This is a genomic window from Nonomuraea sp. NPDC050451, from assembly GCF_044458585.1.
Map to the genome: position 1 here is coordinate 661,210 of NZ_JBITHZ010000003.1, position 15,860 is coordinate 677,069.

23 protein-coding genes and 1 tRNA gene are annotated in these 15,860 nt (G+C 68.4%); 6 read left to right on the top strand and 18 right to left on the bottom strand.

Features of this window, described 5'->3' with window-relative positions:
* Positions 1-19 precede the first annotated feature (19 nt).
* The 3 genes from ACIBI9_RS14280 to ACIBI9_RS14290 form a co-directional block, all read right to left on the bottom strand.
* The gene (locus ACIBI9_RS14280) at positions 20-1,117 is read right to left on the bottom strand and encodes a hypothetical protein (protein ID WP_397222433.1); all 1,098 of its coding nucleotides are present in this window, start codon (positions 1,115-1,117) and stop codon (positions 20-22) included.
* On the bottom strand, positions 1,114-1,620 hold the full coding sequence (locus ACIBI9_RS14285; RefSeq protein ID WP_363962615.1) for a SigE family RNA polymerase sigma factor: 507 nt from the start codon (positions 1,618-1,620) through the stop codon (positions 1,114-1,116). The genes ACIBI9_RS14280 and ACIBI9_RS14285 overlap by 4 nt, the downstream gene beginning before the upstream one ends.
* A gap of 124 nt (positions 1,621-1,744) precedes the next feature.
* Positions 1,745-2,179 (bottom strand): CBS domain-containing protein, encoded by a 435-nt coding sequence (locus ACIBI9_RS14290; RefSeq protein WP_397222434.1) that lies wholly within the window; start codon positions 2,177-2,179, stop codon positions 1,745-1,747.
* Positions 2,180-2,295: 116 nt separating this feature from the next.
* On the opposite strand from ACIBI9_RS14290, the gene ACIBI9_RS14295 reads away from it, so the two are divergent.
* From ACIBI9_RS14295 to ACIBI9_RS14305, 3 genes are all read left to right on the top strand, one after another.
* A complete protein-coding gene (locus ACIBI9_RS14295) occupies positions 2,296-2,643 on the top strand; it encodes a hypothetical protein (protein WP_397222435.1) in 348 nt (115 codons plus the stop codon).
* A 12-nt stretch (positions 2,644-2,655) separates the two neighbouring features.
* Entirely contained in the window at positions 2,656-3,498 is an 843-nt protein-coding gene (locus ACIBI9_RS14300) for a universal stress protein (RefSeq protein ID WP_397222436.1), read from the top strand.
* Between the two features lie 118 nt (positions 3,499-3,616).
* Entirely contained in the window at positions 3,617-4,705 is a 1,089-nt protein-coding gene (locus ACIBI9_RS14305; protein WP_397222437.1) for a cellulose binding domain-containing protein, read from the top strand.
* Here ACIBI9_RS14305 and ACIBI9_RS14310 read toward each other — a convergent pair.
* From ACIBI9_RS14310 to ACIBI9_RS14330, 5 genes are all read right to left on the bottom strand, one after another.
* Entirely contained in the window at positions 4,702-5,187 is a 486-nt protein-coding gene (locus tag ACIBI9_RS14310; RefSeq protein ID WP_397222438.1) for a YbaK/prolyl-tRNA synthetase associated domain-containing protein, read from the bottom strand. The genes ACIBI9_RS14305 and ACIBI9_RS14310 overlap by 4 nt on opposite strands.
* Positions 5,177-5,479: an ArsR/SmtB family transcription factor gene (locus ACIBI9_RS14315; protein WP_397222439.1), complete on the bottom strand. Its 303-nt coding sequence runs from the start codon at positions 5,477-5,479 to the stop codon at positions 5,177-5,179. Before ACIBI9_RS14315 ends, ACIBI9_RS14310 begins: the two co-directional genes overlap by 11 nt.
* Positions 5,480-5,511: 32 nt before the next feature.
* A complete protein-coding gene (locus tag ACIBI9_RS14320) occupies positions 5,512-6,174 on the bottom strand; it encodes an AIM24 family protein (protein ID WP_397222440.1) in 663 nt (220 codons plus the stop codon).
* Between the two features lie 73 nt (positions 6,175-6,247).
* On the bottom strand, positions 6,248-6,910 hold the full coding sequence (locus tag ACIBI9_RS14325; protein WP_397222441.1) for a hypothetical protein: 663 nt from the start codon (positions 6,908-6,910) through the stop codon (positions 6,248-6,250).
* A 47-nt stretch (positions 6,911-6,957) separates the two neighbouring features.
* Positions 6,958-7,347, bottom strand: a complete 390-nt coding sequence (locus ACIBI9_RS14330; RefSeq protein WP_397222442.1) for a response regulator transcription factor — start codon at positions 7,345-7,347, stop codon at positions 6,958-6,960.
* A gap of 116 nt (positions 7,348-7,463) precedes the next feature.
* On the opposite strand from ACIBI9_RS14330, the gene ACIBI9_RS14335 reads away from it, so the two are divergent.
* A tRNA-Arg gene (locus ACIBI9_RS14335) sits at positions 7,464-7,535 on the top strand.
* A 474-nt stretch (positions 7,536-8,009) separates the two neighbouring features.
* On the opposite strand, the gene ACIBI9_RS14340 is transcribed toward ACIBI9_RS14335, so the two are convergent.
* Positions 8,010-8,324, bottom strand: a complete 315-nt coding sequence (locus ACIBI9_RS14340) for an SDR family NAD(P)-dependent oxidoreductase (RefSeq protein ID WP_397222600.1) — start codon at positions 8,322-8,324, stop codon at positions 8,010-8,012.
* 137 nt (positions 8,325-8,461) lie between these two features.
* Complete coding sequence (locus ACIBI9_RS14345; RefSeq protein ID WP_397222443.1) at positions 8,462-9,340, bottom strand: zinc-binding dehydrogenase; 879 nt, start codon at positions 9,338-9,340, stop codon at positions 8,462-8,464.
* Positions 9,341-9,453: 113 nt separating this feature from the next.
* On the opposite strand from ACIBI9_RS14345, the gene ACIBI9_RS14350 reads away from it, so the two are divergent.
* Positions 9,454-10,080, top strand: a complete 627-nt coding sequence (locus ACIBI9_RS14350) for a TetR/AcrR family transcriptional regulator (RefSeq protein WP_397222444.1) — start codon at positions 9,454-9,456, stop codon at positions 10,078-10,080.
* On the opposite strand, the gene ACIBI9_RS14355 is transcribed toward ACIBI9_RS14350, so the two are convergent.
* Genes ACIBI9_RS14355 through ACIBI9_RS14380 form a run of 6 tightly spaced genes read right to left on the bottom strand, consistent with a single transcriptional unit; the run spans position 10,063 to position 12,971 of the window.
* A complete protein-coding gene (locus ACIBI9_RS14355; RefSeq protein WP_397222445.1) occupies positions 10,063-10,482 on the bottom strand; it encodes a hypothetical protein in 420 nt (139 codons plus the stop codon). The two genes, ACIBI9_RS14350 and ACIBI9_RS14355, sit on opposite strands and share 18 nt — an antisense overlap.
* Positions 10,482-10,835: a metalloregulator ArsR/SmtB family transcription factor gene (locus tag ACIBI9_RS14360; protein ID WP_364835970.1), complete on the bottom strand. Its 354-nt coding sequence runs from the start codon at positions 10,833-10,835 to the stop codon at positions 10,482-10,484. The genes ACIBI9_RS14355 and ACIBI9_RS14360 overlap by 1 nt, the downstream gene beginning before the upstream one ends.
* A gap of 48 nt (positions 10,836-10,883) precedes the next feature.
* A complete protein-coding gene (locus ACIBI9_RS14365) occupies positions 10,884-11,405 on the bottom strand; it encodes a GNAT family N-acetyltransferase (protein ID WP_397222446.1) in 522 nt (173 codons plus the stop codon).
* 2 nt (positions 11,406-11,407) lie between these two features.
* Positions 11,408-11,839: an arsenate reductase ArsC gene (locus tag ACIBI9_RS14370; protein WP_397222447.1), complete on the bottom strand. Its 432-nt coding sequence runs from the start codon at positions 11,837-11,839 to the stop codon at positions 11,408-11,410.
* 14 nt (positions 11,840-11,853) lie between these two features.
* Complete coding sequence (locus ACIBI9_RS14375; RefSeq protein ID WP_397222448.1) at positions 11,854-12,591, bottom strand: aquaporin; 738 nt, start codon at positions 12,589-12,591, stop codon at positions 11,854-11,856.
* Positions 12,588-12,971: a metalloregulator ArsR/SmtB family transcription factor gene (locus ACIBI9_RS14380; RefSeq protein ID WP_364835982.1), complete on the bottom strand. Its 384-nt coding sequence runs from the start codon at positions 12,969-12,971 to the stop codon at positions 12,588-12,590. Before ACIBI9_RS14380 ends, ACIBI9_RS14375 begins: the two co-directional genes overlap by 4 nt.
* An 85-nt stretch (positions 12,972-13,056) precedes the next feature.
* Between ACIBI9_RS14380 and ACIBI9_RS14385 the strand changes: the two genes are divergently transcribed.
* Complete coding sequence (locus ACIBI9_RS14385; RefSeq protein WP_397222450.1) at positions 13,057-13,527, top strand: ArsI/CadI family heavy metal resistance metalloenzyme; 471 nt, start codon at positions 13,057-13,059, stop codon at positions 13,525-13,527.
* Positions 13,528-13,662: 135 nt separating this feature from the next.
* On the opposite strand, the gene ACIBI9_RS14390 is transcribed toward ACIBI9_RS14385, so the two are convergent.
* The gene (locus ACIBI9_RS14390) at positions 13,663-14,634 is read right to left on the bottom strand and encodes an MASE1 domain-containing protein (RefSeq protein ID WP_397222451.1); all 972 of its coding nucleotides are present in this window, start codon (positions 14,632-14,634) and stop codon (positions 13,663-13,665) included.
* 421 nt (positions 14,635-15,055) lie between these two features.
* Positions 15,056-15,850, bottom strand: coding sequence for an alpha/beta fold hydrolase (locus tag ACIBI9_RS14395; RefSeq protein ID WP_397222452.1), 795 nt, complete (start codon positions 15,848-15,850; stop codon positions 15,056-15,058).
* Positions 15,851-15,860 lie beyond the last annotated feature (10 nt).

Genomic DNA, 15,860 nt, shown 5'->3' on the forward strand with positions numbered 1-15,860 from the left:
ACAGGTCTCGCCCTCGCGGCTACTTCCCGCCGGCGGTTCCGGGCAGGATCAGGTTGTTCATGCGCCCGGAAGCATAGTCGGCCAGGTGCCGGGCCTTTCCGGTTTCGATGTCGACCGCGTAGGTGCCGGCCTTCTTGCCGTCGCTGAGGATCACGACCTCGGAGGGGCTCTGCCAGACGGAGGCGCCGTGGAAGCCGCCGCCCTTCGGCAGGCCGCGGATCGGCACCTTCCGCACGATCCGTCCGGTCTTGGCGTCGAGGACGGTGAGCGCCGGGGTTTTGTCCTTGAAGTCGTCGGCGACCAGCGTGCGGCCGTCCGGTGCGATCTCGCTGAAGTTGATGAACGTGCCGTTGAATCGCACCGGCTTGCCTCCGCCGGTGACGGGCATCAGCCACATGTCGGTCTTGACGTAGCGGACCAGCTCGGCGACGCCCCCCTTGATGCTGATGATCTCGAACTTGTCGGGGACCCGCACCGTCTTGCCGGTGCGCATGTCGATCAGCAGCCCGGTGTCCTTCTTGCTCCCCACGCGCGGATCGAAGCCCACGTACCGGCCGTCGTCGGAGACGACGAGCTGGCTGCCGATCTGGATCTGCTCCTCCTTCACCTTGAAGGGGGAGGTCGTCACGGTGCCGGTCACCAGGTCGCGGACCACGTGGGCCTGGGCCTCGCGGCTGTAGTAGGCCAGCATGCGCCCGTCCCGGCTGATCGCGACGGGGCCGTAATAGCCCTTGCGGGTGGCGGTCAGCGCCTGCGGCACCCGGTACGTCGTGTCGGCACGGGTGACCACCCGCCACTCCTGGACGCGGCAGTTGATGACCTGATGGTCCTCGGACACGTCGCAGGGCGTCTTGTACGCGTACCCGAGCGCCCCCACCTTGCCGTCGGGAAGGTCGGCCACCGTGTCCGCACTCTGCGGGGCGGCCGGGTAGGCCCCACGGGGCCAGACCACCGTCGCGACCGCCGCCGACGCCACCAGCGCCGCGACCGTCACGACGGTGGTCGCCGCCATCGTGACGCGCTGCCTGCGCCGGTGGCCGGCGATGGCCACGTCGGCCAGGCTCACCAGCGGCGCTTCCTCCGCGAGACCGCTCAGCGCCTCGCGCAGCCTGGTCATCGAACTACCTCCTGCAGATACGGGTCCGCCAGCTCGGGCGCGAGCGCGCGCAGGCGGGCAAGGGCATGATGGGTCTGGCTCTTGACGTTGCCGATCGAGCAGCCGAGCGCTTCGGCCGTCTGCGCCTCGGTGAGGTCCTCCCAGTAGCGCAGCACGATCACTGCCCGCTGCTTGCGGGTCAGCTTGGCCAGCGCCTGGCGCAGGACGATCCGGTCGAGCGTGGCGTTGTCATGCGAGGCGGCCTGCTCGGGTGGTGCGGCGCTCAGCACCTCGGGCCGTGGACGGCGCCGCCAGGCCAGGTACTGGTTGACCAGGGCCTTGCGCGTGTATGCCTCGGGATTGCCCTCCTTGGCGAGTTTGGGCCAGTGCTTCACGATCTTGGTCAAGACGCTCTGCAGCAGGTCCTCGGCGAGGTGGGCGTCCCCCACGAGCAGGTACGCGGTCCGCATCAGCGCTTGCTGGCGGGCGAGCACGAACTCGCGGAAGCCGTCGTGACGATCCAATGTGCTCTCTCCTCTCGCCCCTTACCAATGCGGCCCATGGGGCGAAAGGTTGCACATCCGTCTCTGTTTTTCACATGGTGAGGGGGCCCCGCTCTGGAGCCCCCTCGCATCTGATAGATCGCGTTTACGCGGGTGCGTAGACGCGGTGGACGAACTCGGCGAGCTTGTTGTCCGGCAGCTCCTTCGCCAGATCGGCCTCGGAGACCATGCCCACGATCCGGTGGTTGTCGATCACGGGCAGCCGCTTGATCTGGTGCTGCTCCATCTTCTGCAGCGCCTCCTCGACGCTGCTGCGGGCTTCCACCCAGACCAGCCCGTGAGCCAGCTCGCTCGCGGTGGTCTGGTCGATGTCCTTGCCCTCGGCGCAACACTTGATCACGATGTCGCGGTCGGTGATGATCCCTTTGAGCCGGTCGTCGTCTCCGCAGATCGGCAATGCGCCGACCGACAGATCACGCATCATCTGCGCGGCCGTGCGGAGGCTGTCGTGTTCGCCGACGCACTGCGCTCCGCGGTGCATCACGTCCTGGACTGTCTTTTCGACTCCCGATGTGCCCATTTCTACCTCCTCCGAGAGGGGACGAAGGAATCTTCAATCGGAGCCCTACCCCGCCTGCGGGAGATCGCACGAGGTTTGGCGAGGGCTCTGGGCGGTATGGTCCCATCAGGGGAAATATGAAAAAGATCGCCGCTGTCGCAGGGCTCGTGGTCATGGCCACGTCCGGCGTGACCGCCGCCTTCGGTGACGGTACCGCCCAACACGAAGTGAGTCAGCAACAGTACGACACCCTCATCTCCCAGTGCCGCTACGCCGACCAGGGCAAGGCGAAGTGCCGTGAGGCGGTCAAGGAGATGTACCGCATCGGCAAATACGACAAGACGCTCGACTGTCGCACGTATTCCGGCGTGACCGTATGCGGCACGCTCAAGCTCGGTAAGGCCGAACGCCAGTGCGTTCGCGAGGCCGTCTCCGCGGGGCTGACGTACCGCCGCGCCGAGGTGGAGTGCTACGCCTTCGCCTGAGGAGCCAGTTCCATGATCATCGTGGGCGTCGACGGCTCGAGAACCGGGCTGGACGCCGCCGGCTGGGCCGCCACGGAGGCGGCGCTGAGACAGGTGCCGCTTACCGTGGCGCACGCCGTTCCGAAGTGGGTGTGCGAGGAGACCGGCGGACACTACGCCGAGGTCGGCCGGTGGCTGCGCGAGGGCGCGAAATCGGTGCTGATCTCCGCGCGGGACCGCGCCCTGCGGGAGCGGCCGGCGATCACGGTGGAGACCGTCCTGCTGCCGGGCGATCCCCGCTCCGCCCTGGTCAGGATCTCGGAGAACGCCGAGCTGCTGGTCGCCGGCAGCCGGGGCGTCGGCGGCGTGCGCGGGCTGCTGGTGGGGTCCGTCGCGTACGGCGTGGCCGCGCACGCGGTCACGGACGTCGTCCTGGTACGCGCCCGTCCCTCGACCGCGCGCGGCGAGATCGTGGTGGGGGTCGACGGTTCGCCCGGGGGCGTGCGGGCGCTCGGCTTCGCGTTCGCCGAGGCCGAATTGCGCGGTACGAAACTGCGCGCCGTACACGCATGGGCCTGGCCGCATCCGAGCGGGTTCGAGCCGGCCGACCGCGACAGCGAGCTGGACCGGTCGCATGAGCTGAACGAGCTCCTGGCGGGGCACCGGGAGCGGCATCCGGGGGTGGAGGTGGTGGCGGAGGTCGTGCACGGCCACCCCGTCGAGGTGCTGCGGGAGGCGGCGGCCGGCGCGGACCTGCTGGTGCTCGGCACACACGGGCGCAGCCAGCTGGCCGGGATGCTCATGGGCTCGATCAGCCAGGCCATGCTCCACCATGCCCCCTGCCCGCTCGCCGTGATCCGCAGGGGCGAGGTCTGAAAGTTACACGCCGATCCCCGTGTTCCCGCAGGTCGCCGCCTTGTGCGTGGCTCGCCGCCTTCCCGCCGTACCTGAGCCGTCCTTACGATCTGCGCAGGCTACGACGGGAGAGCAGACGATGCGCAGGACCAGCACCTTGCTGGCGGCGATGCTGGCGTTCGCCGCGGCGGTGTTATTCGCGACGACCACGCAGGCCAGCGGTGCCGCCGCCACCCGGATCATGCCCCTGGGTGACTCGATCACCGGCTCTCCGGGCTGCTGGCGGGCCCTGCTGTGGAACCGGCTCCAGAGCACCGGCTACACCAACATCGACTTCGTCGGCACCCTCCCGCCTCAGGGCTGCGGCGTCTCGTACGACGGCGACAACGAGGGCCACGGCGGCTTCCTGGCCACCAACATCGCCAACCAGAACCAGCTGCCCGGCTGGCTCTCGGCGACCAAGCCCGACATCGTGCTGATGCACCTCGGCACGAACGACGTGTGGAGCAACATCGCGCCGGCGACGATCCTCAGCGCGTTCACCACGCTCGTGAACCAGATGCGGGCCAGCAACCCCAACATGAAGATCCTCGTGGCCAAGATCATCCCCATGAACCCGTCCACCTGCGCCGACTGCGGCCAGCGCGCCGTGAACTTCAACAACGCCATCCCCGCCTGGGCGGCCGCGACCACCACGCAGCAGTCGCCGATCACGGTGGTCGACCAGTGGACGGGGTTCAGCACGAGTACGGACACCTATGACGGCGTGCACCCGAACTCGGCCGGTGACCAGAAGATGTCCGACAAGTGGTACCCGCCCCTGGTGAACGCCCTGTCGGGGATCACCCCCACCTCGACGCCCACCGTCACCCCCACGGTGACCCCCACGGTGACCCCCACGGTGACCCCCACGGTGACTCCCACCACAGGTGGCGGATGCACGGCGACGTACAAGAACGCCAATCAGTGGCAGGACGGCTTCCAGGGCGAGGTCACCGTCAAGAACACCGGCGCCTCGGCCATGAGCGCATGGACGGTGCAGTGGACGTTCGCGAACGGGCAGCGGATCAGCCAGCTCTGGAACGGCACGCTGAGCGCGAACGGCTCCGCGGTGACCGTGCGCAACGTGGCCTGGAACGGCTCGCTCGCGCCGGGCGCCTCCACCACGTTCGGCTTCATCGCCTCGTGGAGCGGCATGAACACCGCCCCCACGCCCACCTGCTCCTAGTTGAGGGTGATGGGGGCCACTCTGGGCTCGGCCAGCCGTACGTAGTCGTCGGTGGCCAGCGCGACGGACCGGTCGAGCCTGGCGGCGTTGAAGTACAGCTCGGGCTGGTCGAGCAGCGTCGGGTCCGCGATCAGCTCGAGCCGGGGGTCGTAGCTGAACGGCAGCACGGTCCCGCTCATGCTGCCGGCCAGCTCCTCGGCCTTGTCCTTGGCGGCGAAGGCCACGTACGTGCCGGCCAGCAGCGACTTGACCGCCTGCAGATCGAGCCGGGCGTTGCCGGGCACGACAGCCAGCACGTGACGCGTCTGCTTCTTGCCGATCTTGACCATCACGACGAGGCACTTGGCGGCCTGCGCGGCGTCGTGCCCGCGCAGGGCGCTGACCTCGTCGGTCCGCCCCTCCGGCGCATGCTCGATCACCCGGTAGCGGGCGCCGGCGGCGTCCATGTCGGAGATCAGACGCTCGTACAGCTCACCAGCCACTGCTCAACAACTCCTTCGCCGCGGCGATCCGGTCCTCGTCGCGCTGATAGAACACCCACTGCTTGATCTTCTTGCCGCGGATCAGGCCCGCCTTGGCGAGCACCTTGAGGTGCTCGCCGCAGGTGGGCTGGCTCACGCCGAGCTTCTCGGCGATGAAGAGCGAGCAGACTCCGTCGCGTACGAGGTCGCCGTCGCGCTGTCGCGGGAAGTGGCGCTCGGGATCGCGCAGCCAATCGAGGATCAGCAGCCGCTTGTCATTGGCCAGCGCCTTGACCAGGTCGACGTCCAGCACAAAGGCATTATGGCAATTAGCTAATTACCTGTCTAGCTCTGGGTGACGATGGGCGCCCCTTCGCTGGCCTGCACCAGCACGAACCCCTGCCCGCTGAACGCCAGCTGCATGGCCTCCCCGCTGCCCCGCCCGATCAGCGCCCCCACCTTCATCGTCCGGTGGACGCCGACGTGCAGGCCGGTGCTCCAGCACACGGCCGACTGGCCGTCGGCGTACGTGGGCATGCGGGCGGCATCGAGCAGCACCGGCGTGCCGTGCGTGGTCACCGCCACCCACCCGGTCCCGGTGACCGTCGTGTTGAACAGCCCGCCCGCGGCGATCCCGGCCCCCTGCACGCGCTGGATGTCCCAGGTGAGCTGCGGCTGGAACGCCAGCAGGTTGCGCCCGTTGACGGTGATCCCCTCGTTCTCCAGGTAGAACAGGTGGATGTCGTCGGCGTTGTCGGCGAGGTAGAGCAGCCCTTCGCCGCGTACGCGCATGAGGGACGCGCCCTCGCCCGTCACGGCCTTCTTGAACAGTTTGCCGAGCCCGCCGCCCTCGTAGTCGAAGTCCATCTTCCCCTGGAAGGCGACCATGGAGCCCTGCTTGGCCAGGACCTCGTGCGGCAGCTGCACGCGCAGCATCTTGCCGTTCTGGAGCGCGAAGCCGGGTGGCAACTGCTGGGACTCGAGATTGCCGAAAATGGAGCTACGCACGGTTGACCTTCCTAGGTTCGGAGGGGACGCTACGGCCCACCGTACGCAAAGATTTCACAAAAGAAGCTGCCGGCTACAACCGCCCTCGGGCCTCTTCCACCCACCCCACGACGGCCGCCGCTCCCTCGGCCTTCGCGAGCTCAGCGGCCTCGTCGAGCATCGCCGCGGCGTCCTCCCGCCGCCCTTCGGCCACGGCGATATAAGTCAGCCCCACCAGATTGGCCGCCACCCCGGCCATGAACCCGAGCTCCCCGCGCAGCCGTACGGACTCCTCCAGCCGTTCGCGCGCTTCCGGCAGCCGTCCGGCCATGTGCTCGGCGATACCCAGGTGACGCAGGACGTAGGAGAGCGTCAGCTTGTCACCGGCCTGCGTCGCCAGCTCCTGGGCCCGCCCGAAAGCCGCCGCCGCGGGCGCTTCATCCCCCCGCACAACCTGATGAAAGATCCCCACCCAGAACAGCGCCTCACCCTCGCCCCGGACATCCCCGACGAGCCGGTAAAGCTCCACCGCCCTCTCGAACAGCCTCAGCTCTTCCGCGCCTTGGCCTTCCCCACCCTGCCCTTCTCGCCCGCCCTGCCCATCGACAAAACGCGCATGCAGCACCCGCCCACGCGCCAGCGCCAGATCAGCCTCCACGCCATCCAGCTCCCGATCGGCGGCCTCCAACCCAGCCACATCCCCGCCGAAAACGGCCCGCTCATAGAGCTCCCTGGCCCGCTCAAGCCGCCCGTCCACGCCCACCACCCCCATCGGATCCGGGGAGCGAGAACTCTCGGGCCGCCCTATCCCTTACCGGCCGCCGTCGCCAGATCCCGTACGACCTGGATCAACTCGGCCGGATCGAACGGCTTGGTCAGATAAGCGTCGACCCCGATCCCCAACCCCCGCCGCTTATCATCGTCCTGCGCCCGCGCCGTGATCAACACCACCTTGATATGACTGGTGGCCTCCTCGGTCCGCAACTTCTGCGCCGTCGTCCATCCATCCAGACACGGCATCATCACGTCCAACGTGATGACGTCCGGCATGACGTCGAGCACTCGATCAAGGCAATCCTGCCCATCGGTGGCGGTCGCGACCTCGAACCCCTCCAGGTTCAGGTTGACCGCGATGAGCTGCCGGATGACCTCGTCGTCGTCCACGACCAGTACTTTCCCAAGAACCTCGCCCACGGGCGCCAAGGTAACCTGTAGCGGGGTCGTCACGGGTGGTTTTCGCTGGATGTGTTCAAGGACCTTTATCCTGTGCCGAGTGGTGCCGGGATGCTGATAGCCTTATCACTCGTCGAGCCCCCTTAGCTCAGGGGATAGAGCACCGGCCTCCGGAGCCGGGTGCGCAGGTTCGAATCCTGCAGGGGGCACTCGCGATCTCCATCGCAAGATGGGCAAGGACCTGCGGAAACGCAGGTCCTTCTGCGTTCCGGGTGTGCCACCCGCTGCCGCCGATGGCAAGCATGTGCCCATGATCACGTACCAGATGTCCACTGATCATGGGCGGACCAGCCGGGGCCCTTCTGCCGCAACAAGTTGCAAGCCTCCTAGTGGCAGGCACGCGTTAGCTTGGGCGTCGAGCCGATGGCCACCATCTGCGCCCCCGTCCCCTGTACGGCAGTCCGAGATCGTGATCTGTGCGAGCGTCTTGATCGCGACACCGGTCCCCTACGTGCCCCCCTCAGTAAAGCCGGCGGGATCCGCCATCTGGCGTCACGGTCTGCTCAGGGGAGCAGTGCCGGCTTGCCCACGGTGGCCCATGCTGCCGGCTCCGCGAGCGCTTTCAGTCCCTCGGCCAGCTCATAGAGGGTGGGCTGGCCCGGGGGCCGAGCATTTCCCCTCGCTTACGAGCTGACGGGTGCTAGTTGCGCGATCTGGCGCTCGAGTACCTTGGCTGCGCCGTCGCGCCACAGGGCGGCCAAGGGCGCTGAGGCGGGATCGGGGAAGATTTCCTCCTCCCCGTTGTCGATCGCGTCGAAGATGGCCAGCGCGACCGATTCCGGGGATGCCTTTGGTATGTCGGCGCCTCGGGTCATATCGGTATCGACCGGGCCGGGCAGGACCGCGTGAACCCTTACCCCCTGCCCGGCCACCTGGGCGCGAAGCGACTGGGTCAAGGAGAACGCGGCCGCCTTCGAGGCGGAGTAGGCCGGGATTATGAACGGCTGGCGCCCCTGGCCAGGGCTTCGGCTGTCAGTGCCTGCCCGATGCCGCGGTTCGCCCCGGTCACCAGGATCGTCTTGTCCTTTATGGTCATGCCTGTTGCTCCTGTTGTTTCGGTGTGATCGGGCGGAAATCAGGGCAGCAGCGCCAGTTTGCCGATGGTGGCCCGCGCTTCCAGTTCCGCGAGCGCCTTCGGCCCCTCGGCCAGTTCGTACGCGGTGGGCTGGCTGGGGCCGAGCACCCCGGCGGCGAGGAGCTCGAACAACTGGCCCATGACCTCGCCGAACGTCTGCGGTGCGGCCTGGATCAGGATGCCGAGGTTCAGGCCGATGAGGTGGACCTGGTGCTTGTAGACGAGCTCCCAGTTGCTGATCGTGGCTTCGCCGCCGGCCAGGCCGTAGACGATGACCCGGCCGGTGACCCGCTTGGTTGCGGCCAGGCTGGCGTCGAGGGTGGCGCCGCCGACCGACTCCAGTACCAGGTCGGCGCCCGTGCCGCCGGTCAGTCGCAGGACCTCGGCGGCGAGGTCGCCGCGGCGGGAGTCGAAGACGTGGTCGGCGCCCAGCGCGTGTACCACCGCGTGCTTGCCTGGCGAGGCCGTGGCGATCACCGTCGGCCAGTTCACGACCAGGCCCAGCGCTTGCCCGTCGGTCCAGCCCGTCGGCACCGGGACCGCGGCGGCCGCGGGCAGCACCATGTACTCGGCGAAGGCGCCGCCTCCCATGCCGACGCCGATGACATGGGCGCCGGGCTCCAGGGCGGTCACTCCCTCGCCGATGGCGGTGACTTCACCGGCGCCCTCGATGCCCGCCAGATACGGCGGCTGCGGACCGCCTGCGAACGTGCCGCGGGCCTGCGAGATGTCGACGAAGTTGACCCCGGCGGCGGCGACCCGGATCAGGACCTCGCCTGGGCCTGGGCTCGGTACCGGCGCGTCGGTGATCAGGCGCAGGTCCTGCGGGCCGTTGAGTGACGTCTGCTGCAGGGCGCGCATGGTTGCCGGAATGCTCATGACGATCGGCTTCCTTTTTATTTTTCGAACGACCAACAAATCGTGGCAGGGCCGTGCGGTGCAGGTCAAGGTAAACTTGATCGAACGACAAACAAGTACGGAGACGCATCCCGATGGTTACTCGCGGCAGGCCGCGCACATTCGACCCGGACACCGCCCTGCGCCAGGCCCTGGACCTGTTCTGGGAGCGGGGCTACGAAGGCACCTCGCTCAACGACCTGGCCCAGGCCATGGGAATCGCCTCGGCCAGCATCTACGCCTGCTTCGGCAGCAAGGAGGACCTGTTCCGCAAGGTCATGGCGCTCTACGGCACGACCTCAGGCGAGCCGCCCAGGCGCGCGCTGCGCGAACAATCGACCACACGCGCTGCGATCCACGCCATGCTGCGCGCCACCGCCGATGAGATCACCCGTCCCGACACCCCGCACTACTGCATGCTCATCCTCGCCGCGCCCACCGGCGCCGTGGAAAACCACGCGGTCCGGGAATTCCTGGCTGGCCTCCGGCACGACATGCACACCTCCATCAAAGACCGGCTCGCCCGCGGCGTCACCGACGGTGACCTCAACGCGCCGCCCGCCAGCCTCGACGCCATCGCCCGCTACTACACCACCGTGGTGCAAGGCCTCTCCATACAAGCCCGCGACGGCGCCACCCGCGCCGAGTTGGAAGCGGTCATCACCTGCGCGATGGCCGCCTGGGACACGCTTACGTCCGCGCCGTCACACATCGGCGGTTGAGCCGTGTTGGAAGGTGGAACAGCGGGCGCGGGCTTGCTGGCGTCGTCGCCACATATGCCGGTGCAGGTGGTGCTGCAGGCCATGCCAGCTGCGGGTGCGTAGGTTGATCAGGCGGTTGACCTCGGACACGGGCTCGGTGCCGAAAGCGTCTCCGGAAGAGGTGGATGGCCGAGTGGCGGCGAGGCTGAAGCGCCGGGAACTGCGAGGGTTGCCGCAACCGAGGCTGGCGCGCAGCGCACCCTCAGGCACGTCGCCGACATCGGTATAGGCGGCAGCGCCGAAGCACCCGTCAGTGAAGGTGTCGGCTTCGCAGTCCAGCGGCGCGCCCCCGGCCAGTGCCAGTCGGGCCAGGCCGGAGTAGCGCTGGACGGTGGCCTGGCGCCGGTCCGCGGACTCGTTCATCAGGCGCCTCTGGGCGGGGGAGTACAGGCAGGTGGGGAGGGGGCCGGGCGGCCCATGACGAGGTCGGCCGCGCTGGGAAAGCACTCGACGCACGCCGTGTTGATCCGGTAGAAGGCCGAGGTGCCGACGCGGTCAACCAGCACGAACCGCACCTCGGACAGGACTTTCAGGTGGGCTGAGACGGTGGACTGGCCCACCTCTACAGCCTCGACGATCTCGCCGACGCTCATCGGCGCACCCCGGCGGGCCAGCAGCGAGACGATCTGCACCCGCGTGGCGTCGGCCAGAGCCTTGAACCAGGAAGCGTACGTGGCCGCGGTAGGCCGATCGAGCGGCCCCTTCTCGTCATTCATCGTTAATCGACGAGGCGTCGGCCGTGGTAAGGGCTGATCCTGGGGATGTCAGGCGATTACGGGGCTGCGGCGCTCGATCAGCACCACGTCCCGCCAGGTGCCGTGATGGCGGCCGATGCGCTCGCGAACGCCGATCACCCGAAAACCGGCGTGAGCGTGTAGGGCCAGGCTCGCGGTGTTCTCGGGGAAGATTCCCGACTGGATGGTCCAGATGCCGGCGGCCTCGGTGGAGCTGATCAGTGCCCGCAGCAGCGACAGGCCCACGCCGCGACGGCGGGCGCCGGGGTGTACGTAAACCGAGTGCTCCACCACCCCCGCGTACGCGCAGCGTTCCGAGACGGCCGACGCCGCGACCCAGCCGAGCACCCGGCCAGGAGCGCCGTCGAGGGAGCCGATGGCGACGTGGCGGTGCGCGGGCAGCTTGGCCGCGTCGAACCGTTGCCAGGTCGGGGCCGCGGTCTCAAAGGTGGCCTGACCTGCGTCGATGCCGAGCTGGTAGATGGCCAGCACCTGGTCGGCCTGCTCGGCACGCATGGGCTCGATCAGCGCTTTGCCGGCCGTCACGTCCATGTTCACCTGGTCGTGCCGCTTGCTGGAGCAAGGCCGGCGATCAGCGCGCGTACCCGGGCCTCGATCGCGTCCCTGATCGGCCGTACGGCCTCGATGTTCTGCCGGGCCGGGTCGTCCAGCACCCAGTCCTCATAGCGTTTTCCGGGGAAGACCGGGCAGGCGTCACCGCAGCCCATGGTGATGACCACGTCGCTGGCTTGGACGGCGTCGATCGTGAGCACCTTGGGGATCTCGGCGGAGATGTCGATGCCGATCTCTGCCATCGCCTCCACCACGGCGGGATTCACCTGATCGGCGGGTGCCGATCCGGCCGAGCGCACGCGGACGCGGTCGCCTGCCAGGTGGGTCAGGAAGGCTGCGGCCATCTGGGAGCGGCCGGCGTTGTGGACACACACGAACAACACCTGCGGCGGTACGTCGAGCTGATCGGGCACCGGTATCTCTCCTGTCAAGCAAGGTCGGCGGAGGCGGCCTGCCGTACGGGGTCAGGGGTGGGCTTCACATCAGGCTCCTGAGCCTTCGGGTAGAGCATGACCAGGAGCAGACCCCCGAGCGCGGCCCCTGCCAGCTGGGCGGCGATGAAGCTGGGCACCGAGGCAGGAGCGATCCCGGCGAAGGTGTCGGTGACGGCCCTGCCGAGGGTGACGGCCGGGTTGGCGAAGCTGGTGCTGCTGGTGAACCAGTAGGCAGCGCCGATGTAGCCGCCAACCACGACCGGTGCCAGGGCGGCGCGGCCCTGTCTCATCAGGGCGAAAATGACGACGATGAGCCCAGCAGTGGCCACCACCTCGCCAAGGAGAAGATGAGGTGCCGACCGGTCATGGACCGAGATCTCGACGGCAGGCAGAGCGAACATCGCGTTCGCCAACGCCGCCCCTGCGACGGCCCCGAGGGACTGGGCGGGTAGGTACGCGGCCAGGTCCCGTCCATGGACGGCCGGGGTGGCGTCGCGGCGGGTGAGGATCCAGGCGGCAATCGAGACAACCGGGTTGAAGTGGGCTCCGCTGACAGGCGCGAAAACCACGATCAGCACTGCCAGCCCCGCGGCTGTAGCCAGGCTGTTGGCCAGCAGTTGCACGCCGATGTCGCGTGAAAGGCCGGCGGCCATGATGCCGGAGCCGACCACCACGGCCACCAAAGCCGCGGTTCCCGCGAACTCGGCCAGCGCCCGGCGTGCCAGGCTCACGGGGCGTCCGCGGTCAGCGTCTCGGGCAGAGCGAGTACGCCGGTCAGACGCTTGAGCGTGGCCGGGATGATCCAGTAGTAGACCCAGGTGCCGCGCCGCTGACTGTCGATCAGCCCGGCTTCGCGTAGCACTTTGAGGTGGTGGGAGATCGTCGGCGCGGTCACCGCGAACGCGCCGGTCAGCTCGCACACGCATACCCCCTCGCCGACCTGGCGACCGCCCTCGTGTGCGCCGATCAGCGACAGAAGCCGCAACCGGATCGGGTCGCCCAGGGCTTTGAACACCCGTGCGAGCTCGGCGGCTTCATCCTCCGTGACCGGCTCCGCGACCAGCGGCGCGCAGCACTCAGAGGAGAGAACTGGCAGCTCTTGCTTCGACATATCCCTAATTTGACAGACTTCTAAGCAGTAGTGCAAACTCGGGACTGATTAGACATCCGTCGAAACAACGAGATGGGAGATCGTCATGTCTCGCGTCCAGCTCGCCCTGCGCGTCGCCGACCTGGAAGGCTCGATCACCTTCTATTCCAAGCTCTTCGGCACCGAACCGGCCAAGCGCCGCCCCGGCTACGCCAACTTCGCCATCGCCGAACCGCCGCTCAAGCTGGTGCTCATCGAGGGGGAGGAGGGGGAAGCGACCCGCATGGATCACCTCGGAGTCGAGGTCGAGGACACCGCCCAGGTCAACGCCGCCACTCAGCGGCTCAAGGACGCCGGCCTGGCCACTTTCGAGGAGAACGACACCTCCTGCTGCTACGCCCTCCAGGACAAGGTCTGGGTCCACGGCCCTGGAGCGGAGCCATGGGAGGTGTATGTGGTCAAGGGCGACGCCGACACCTTGACCAAGGAAACCGATTCGGTGTGCTGCGACCCGGCCACCGCATGGGATGGGAAGGAGGCCGCCGAGCCGGTCGGCGCGTCGGGTGGCTGTTGCTGACCCGCAGGCCTTGTCCCTTGCTGCGGCCCGCGCGCCCACCCGTGCGGGCCGTTCCCTGATCAGACGGCCGCATCGCGCCAACACGGGGCGCTGAAGTACGCGTAGAGCGGGGAGCCGGCGAGAGGGATCGTCCGGCTACTGCGACCGATCCCTGCTCCGCTCTCCAGCGCGTGGGGGCGGCAGCCGGATGACCAGCTTCTTGTCGCGCGAAAGCCGGTGCGCCACCTCGTTGAGCCGGGCGCAGACGTCCTTGATGTTCTGGTGGGCCTTGTTGCGCTCGGCGATGATCGCGGCGAGCAGCAGCGCGGTCAGCGCCGCGGAGCCGTTGAAGGCCTGGAGGGCGACCATGTTGAGGAGGAGGTCGTGCTGGGCGAACGGGCCGGAGTGGTGCGCGGCGGCAACGATCGCCACCGTCGACGCGATCAGCGCGCACGCCGCGGCCCCGAGGAGTTGGAAACGCAGCGCGGACCAGATCAGGAAGGGGAAGACGAGGAAGAGCAGGTTGATGGGGCCCACGGTCGCCACCAGCGTGACGAGGAAGGTGCCCAGCAGCAGCGCCGCCCCTTCGACCCAGCGGAGCGGGTGGGCGTTCCGCGGCATCCGGGTCGTGCGGCTCGCGAGCAGGAGCGGCGTGACCACGAGCACGCCCATCGCGTCGCCCGTCCACCACACCGACCACGCGGGCCAGAACTCGCTGGGCCGCAACCCGCCGGCGAGCGCCAGTGAGCCGGCGCCCACGGTCGCGCTGACCAGCATCCCGGCGAAGGCGCCGAGGAACACCAGGGCGAGCGCGTCACGCAGCCGGTCCAGTTCGATGCGGAAGCCCACGCGCTCGAGCAGGAGGTAGGCGCAGACCGGCGCGAGCGTGTTCCCCACGGAGATGCCCGCGACGGCGGCCAACGTCGGGCCGATCGACACGTTGATCAGGAAGGCGCCGAGGGTGATGCCCGGCCAGGTCCGGAGGCCGAGGAGGAGCAGGGCGGCCAGCCCGATTCCCGTCGAGGGCCACAGCGGCGTCACCTGCCCTCGGACCAGCTGTTGTTGCAGCCCCAGCTTGGCGGCCACGAAATAGGCGATCGCGACGGCGAGGATTTTCACGGCCGTCATGGCATGATCCCGTAGCCCAAAGTGGACGGCGACAGCCTTCATGGGAACACCTCCGGCCTGACCGAATCGGCGCCCGGTCTAGCGCGTACCGCGGCAACAGTCGTCTCTGCCCCCACCTGCCCGTTCAGTCTCGGATTCCGGCCTTTGGCGTGGCATGACCAGCCCTGCTTCGAAACTAGTCATAATCCCGCCAGGTGGGATCCAACGCCGGGTAATCGACATATAGGTCAAAGGCGATATCGCCATAGAAAAAGGAAAGGATGCCCTGTCGCGGCGATGTGGACGCGTGGCTTGGCGCCGGATTCGATTTCGATGTATCCAGCGTCCACTTGCTCCCGGACTCGGCGGGGATGGCGAAGACGGGTCCACATGTCGTGGGGCCGCGCCGCTGTCCGCTGCGTGGCCCCACCCATGGGTGCTTTCAGGCGTTGTGCTTGCCGAGGAAGTCGGTGATGAGCTGCAGCCACTCGTCGGTTCGCTCCAGCATCGGCAGGTGGCCGCCGGCGATTTCGGCGAGTCGGGCGCCGGGGATGGTCTCGGCGAGCTGGCGGTGCAGGGCGGTGGAGGTGACCCAGTCGTCGGTGGTCGAGATGACCAAGGTGGGGGCCTCGATGCCGGCCAGGTCGTCTCGGACGTCGACCTGGCCGACCAGGTCGACTTGCTCGGGGGAGCCGTCGGCTGCGGTGGCGGCGGCGAAGCCGAGGGTCTCCTGCAGTTGCTCGTACGACATCAACTCCAGCGCCTGGGTGCCGAGGGCCATCATGAGCAGGAATTCGGCGAGCATCTCGCGGTCGCCGGACGCGGCGATCTTTCTCCAGACAGAGGAGGCAAGAGCGAGCCGGTTGTCGCGGTGCGGGAAGGTGGCGGTCAGGACAAGTGCGGTGACGCGCTCGGGGTGGCGGGCAGCAGCGCGGATGGCGACCGAGCCGCCGAGGGAGAAGCCGGACAGAGCGAAGCGGTCGAGACCCTCTGCATCGGCGGCGGCGACGAGTTGGTCGGCAAGGTCGTCGACGGACAGCGGGGTGGTGGAGCGGGGAGTGTCGCCGCTGCCGGGGTAGTCGATGCCGACGACGGTGTGGCGGGCGGCGAGACCTTCCAGGATGGGGCCGTAGGTGTTGGCCAGGCTGCTGCCGGCGCCGTGGGCGAGGAGCAGGCCGGGGCCAGAGCCGAGGCGAGTGCGAGCGAACGTGGGTTCGGGCAGGGTGCGAGGTGACATGGTCATCCAG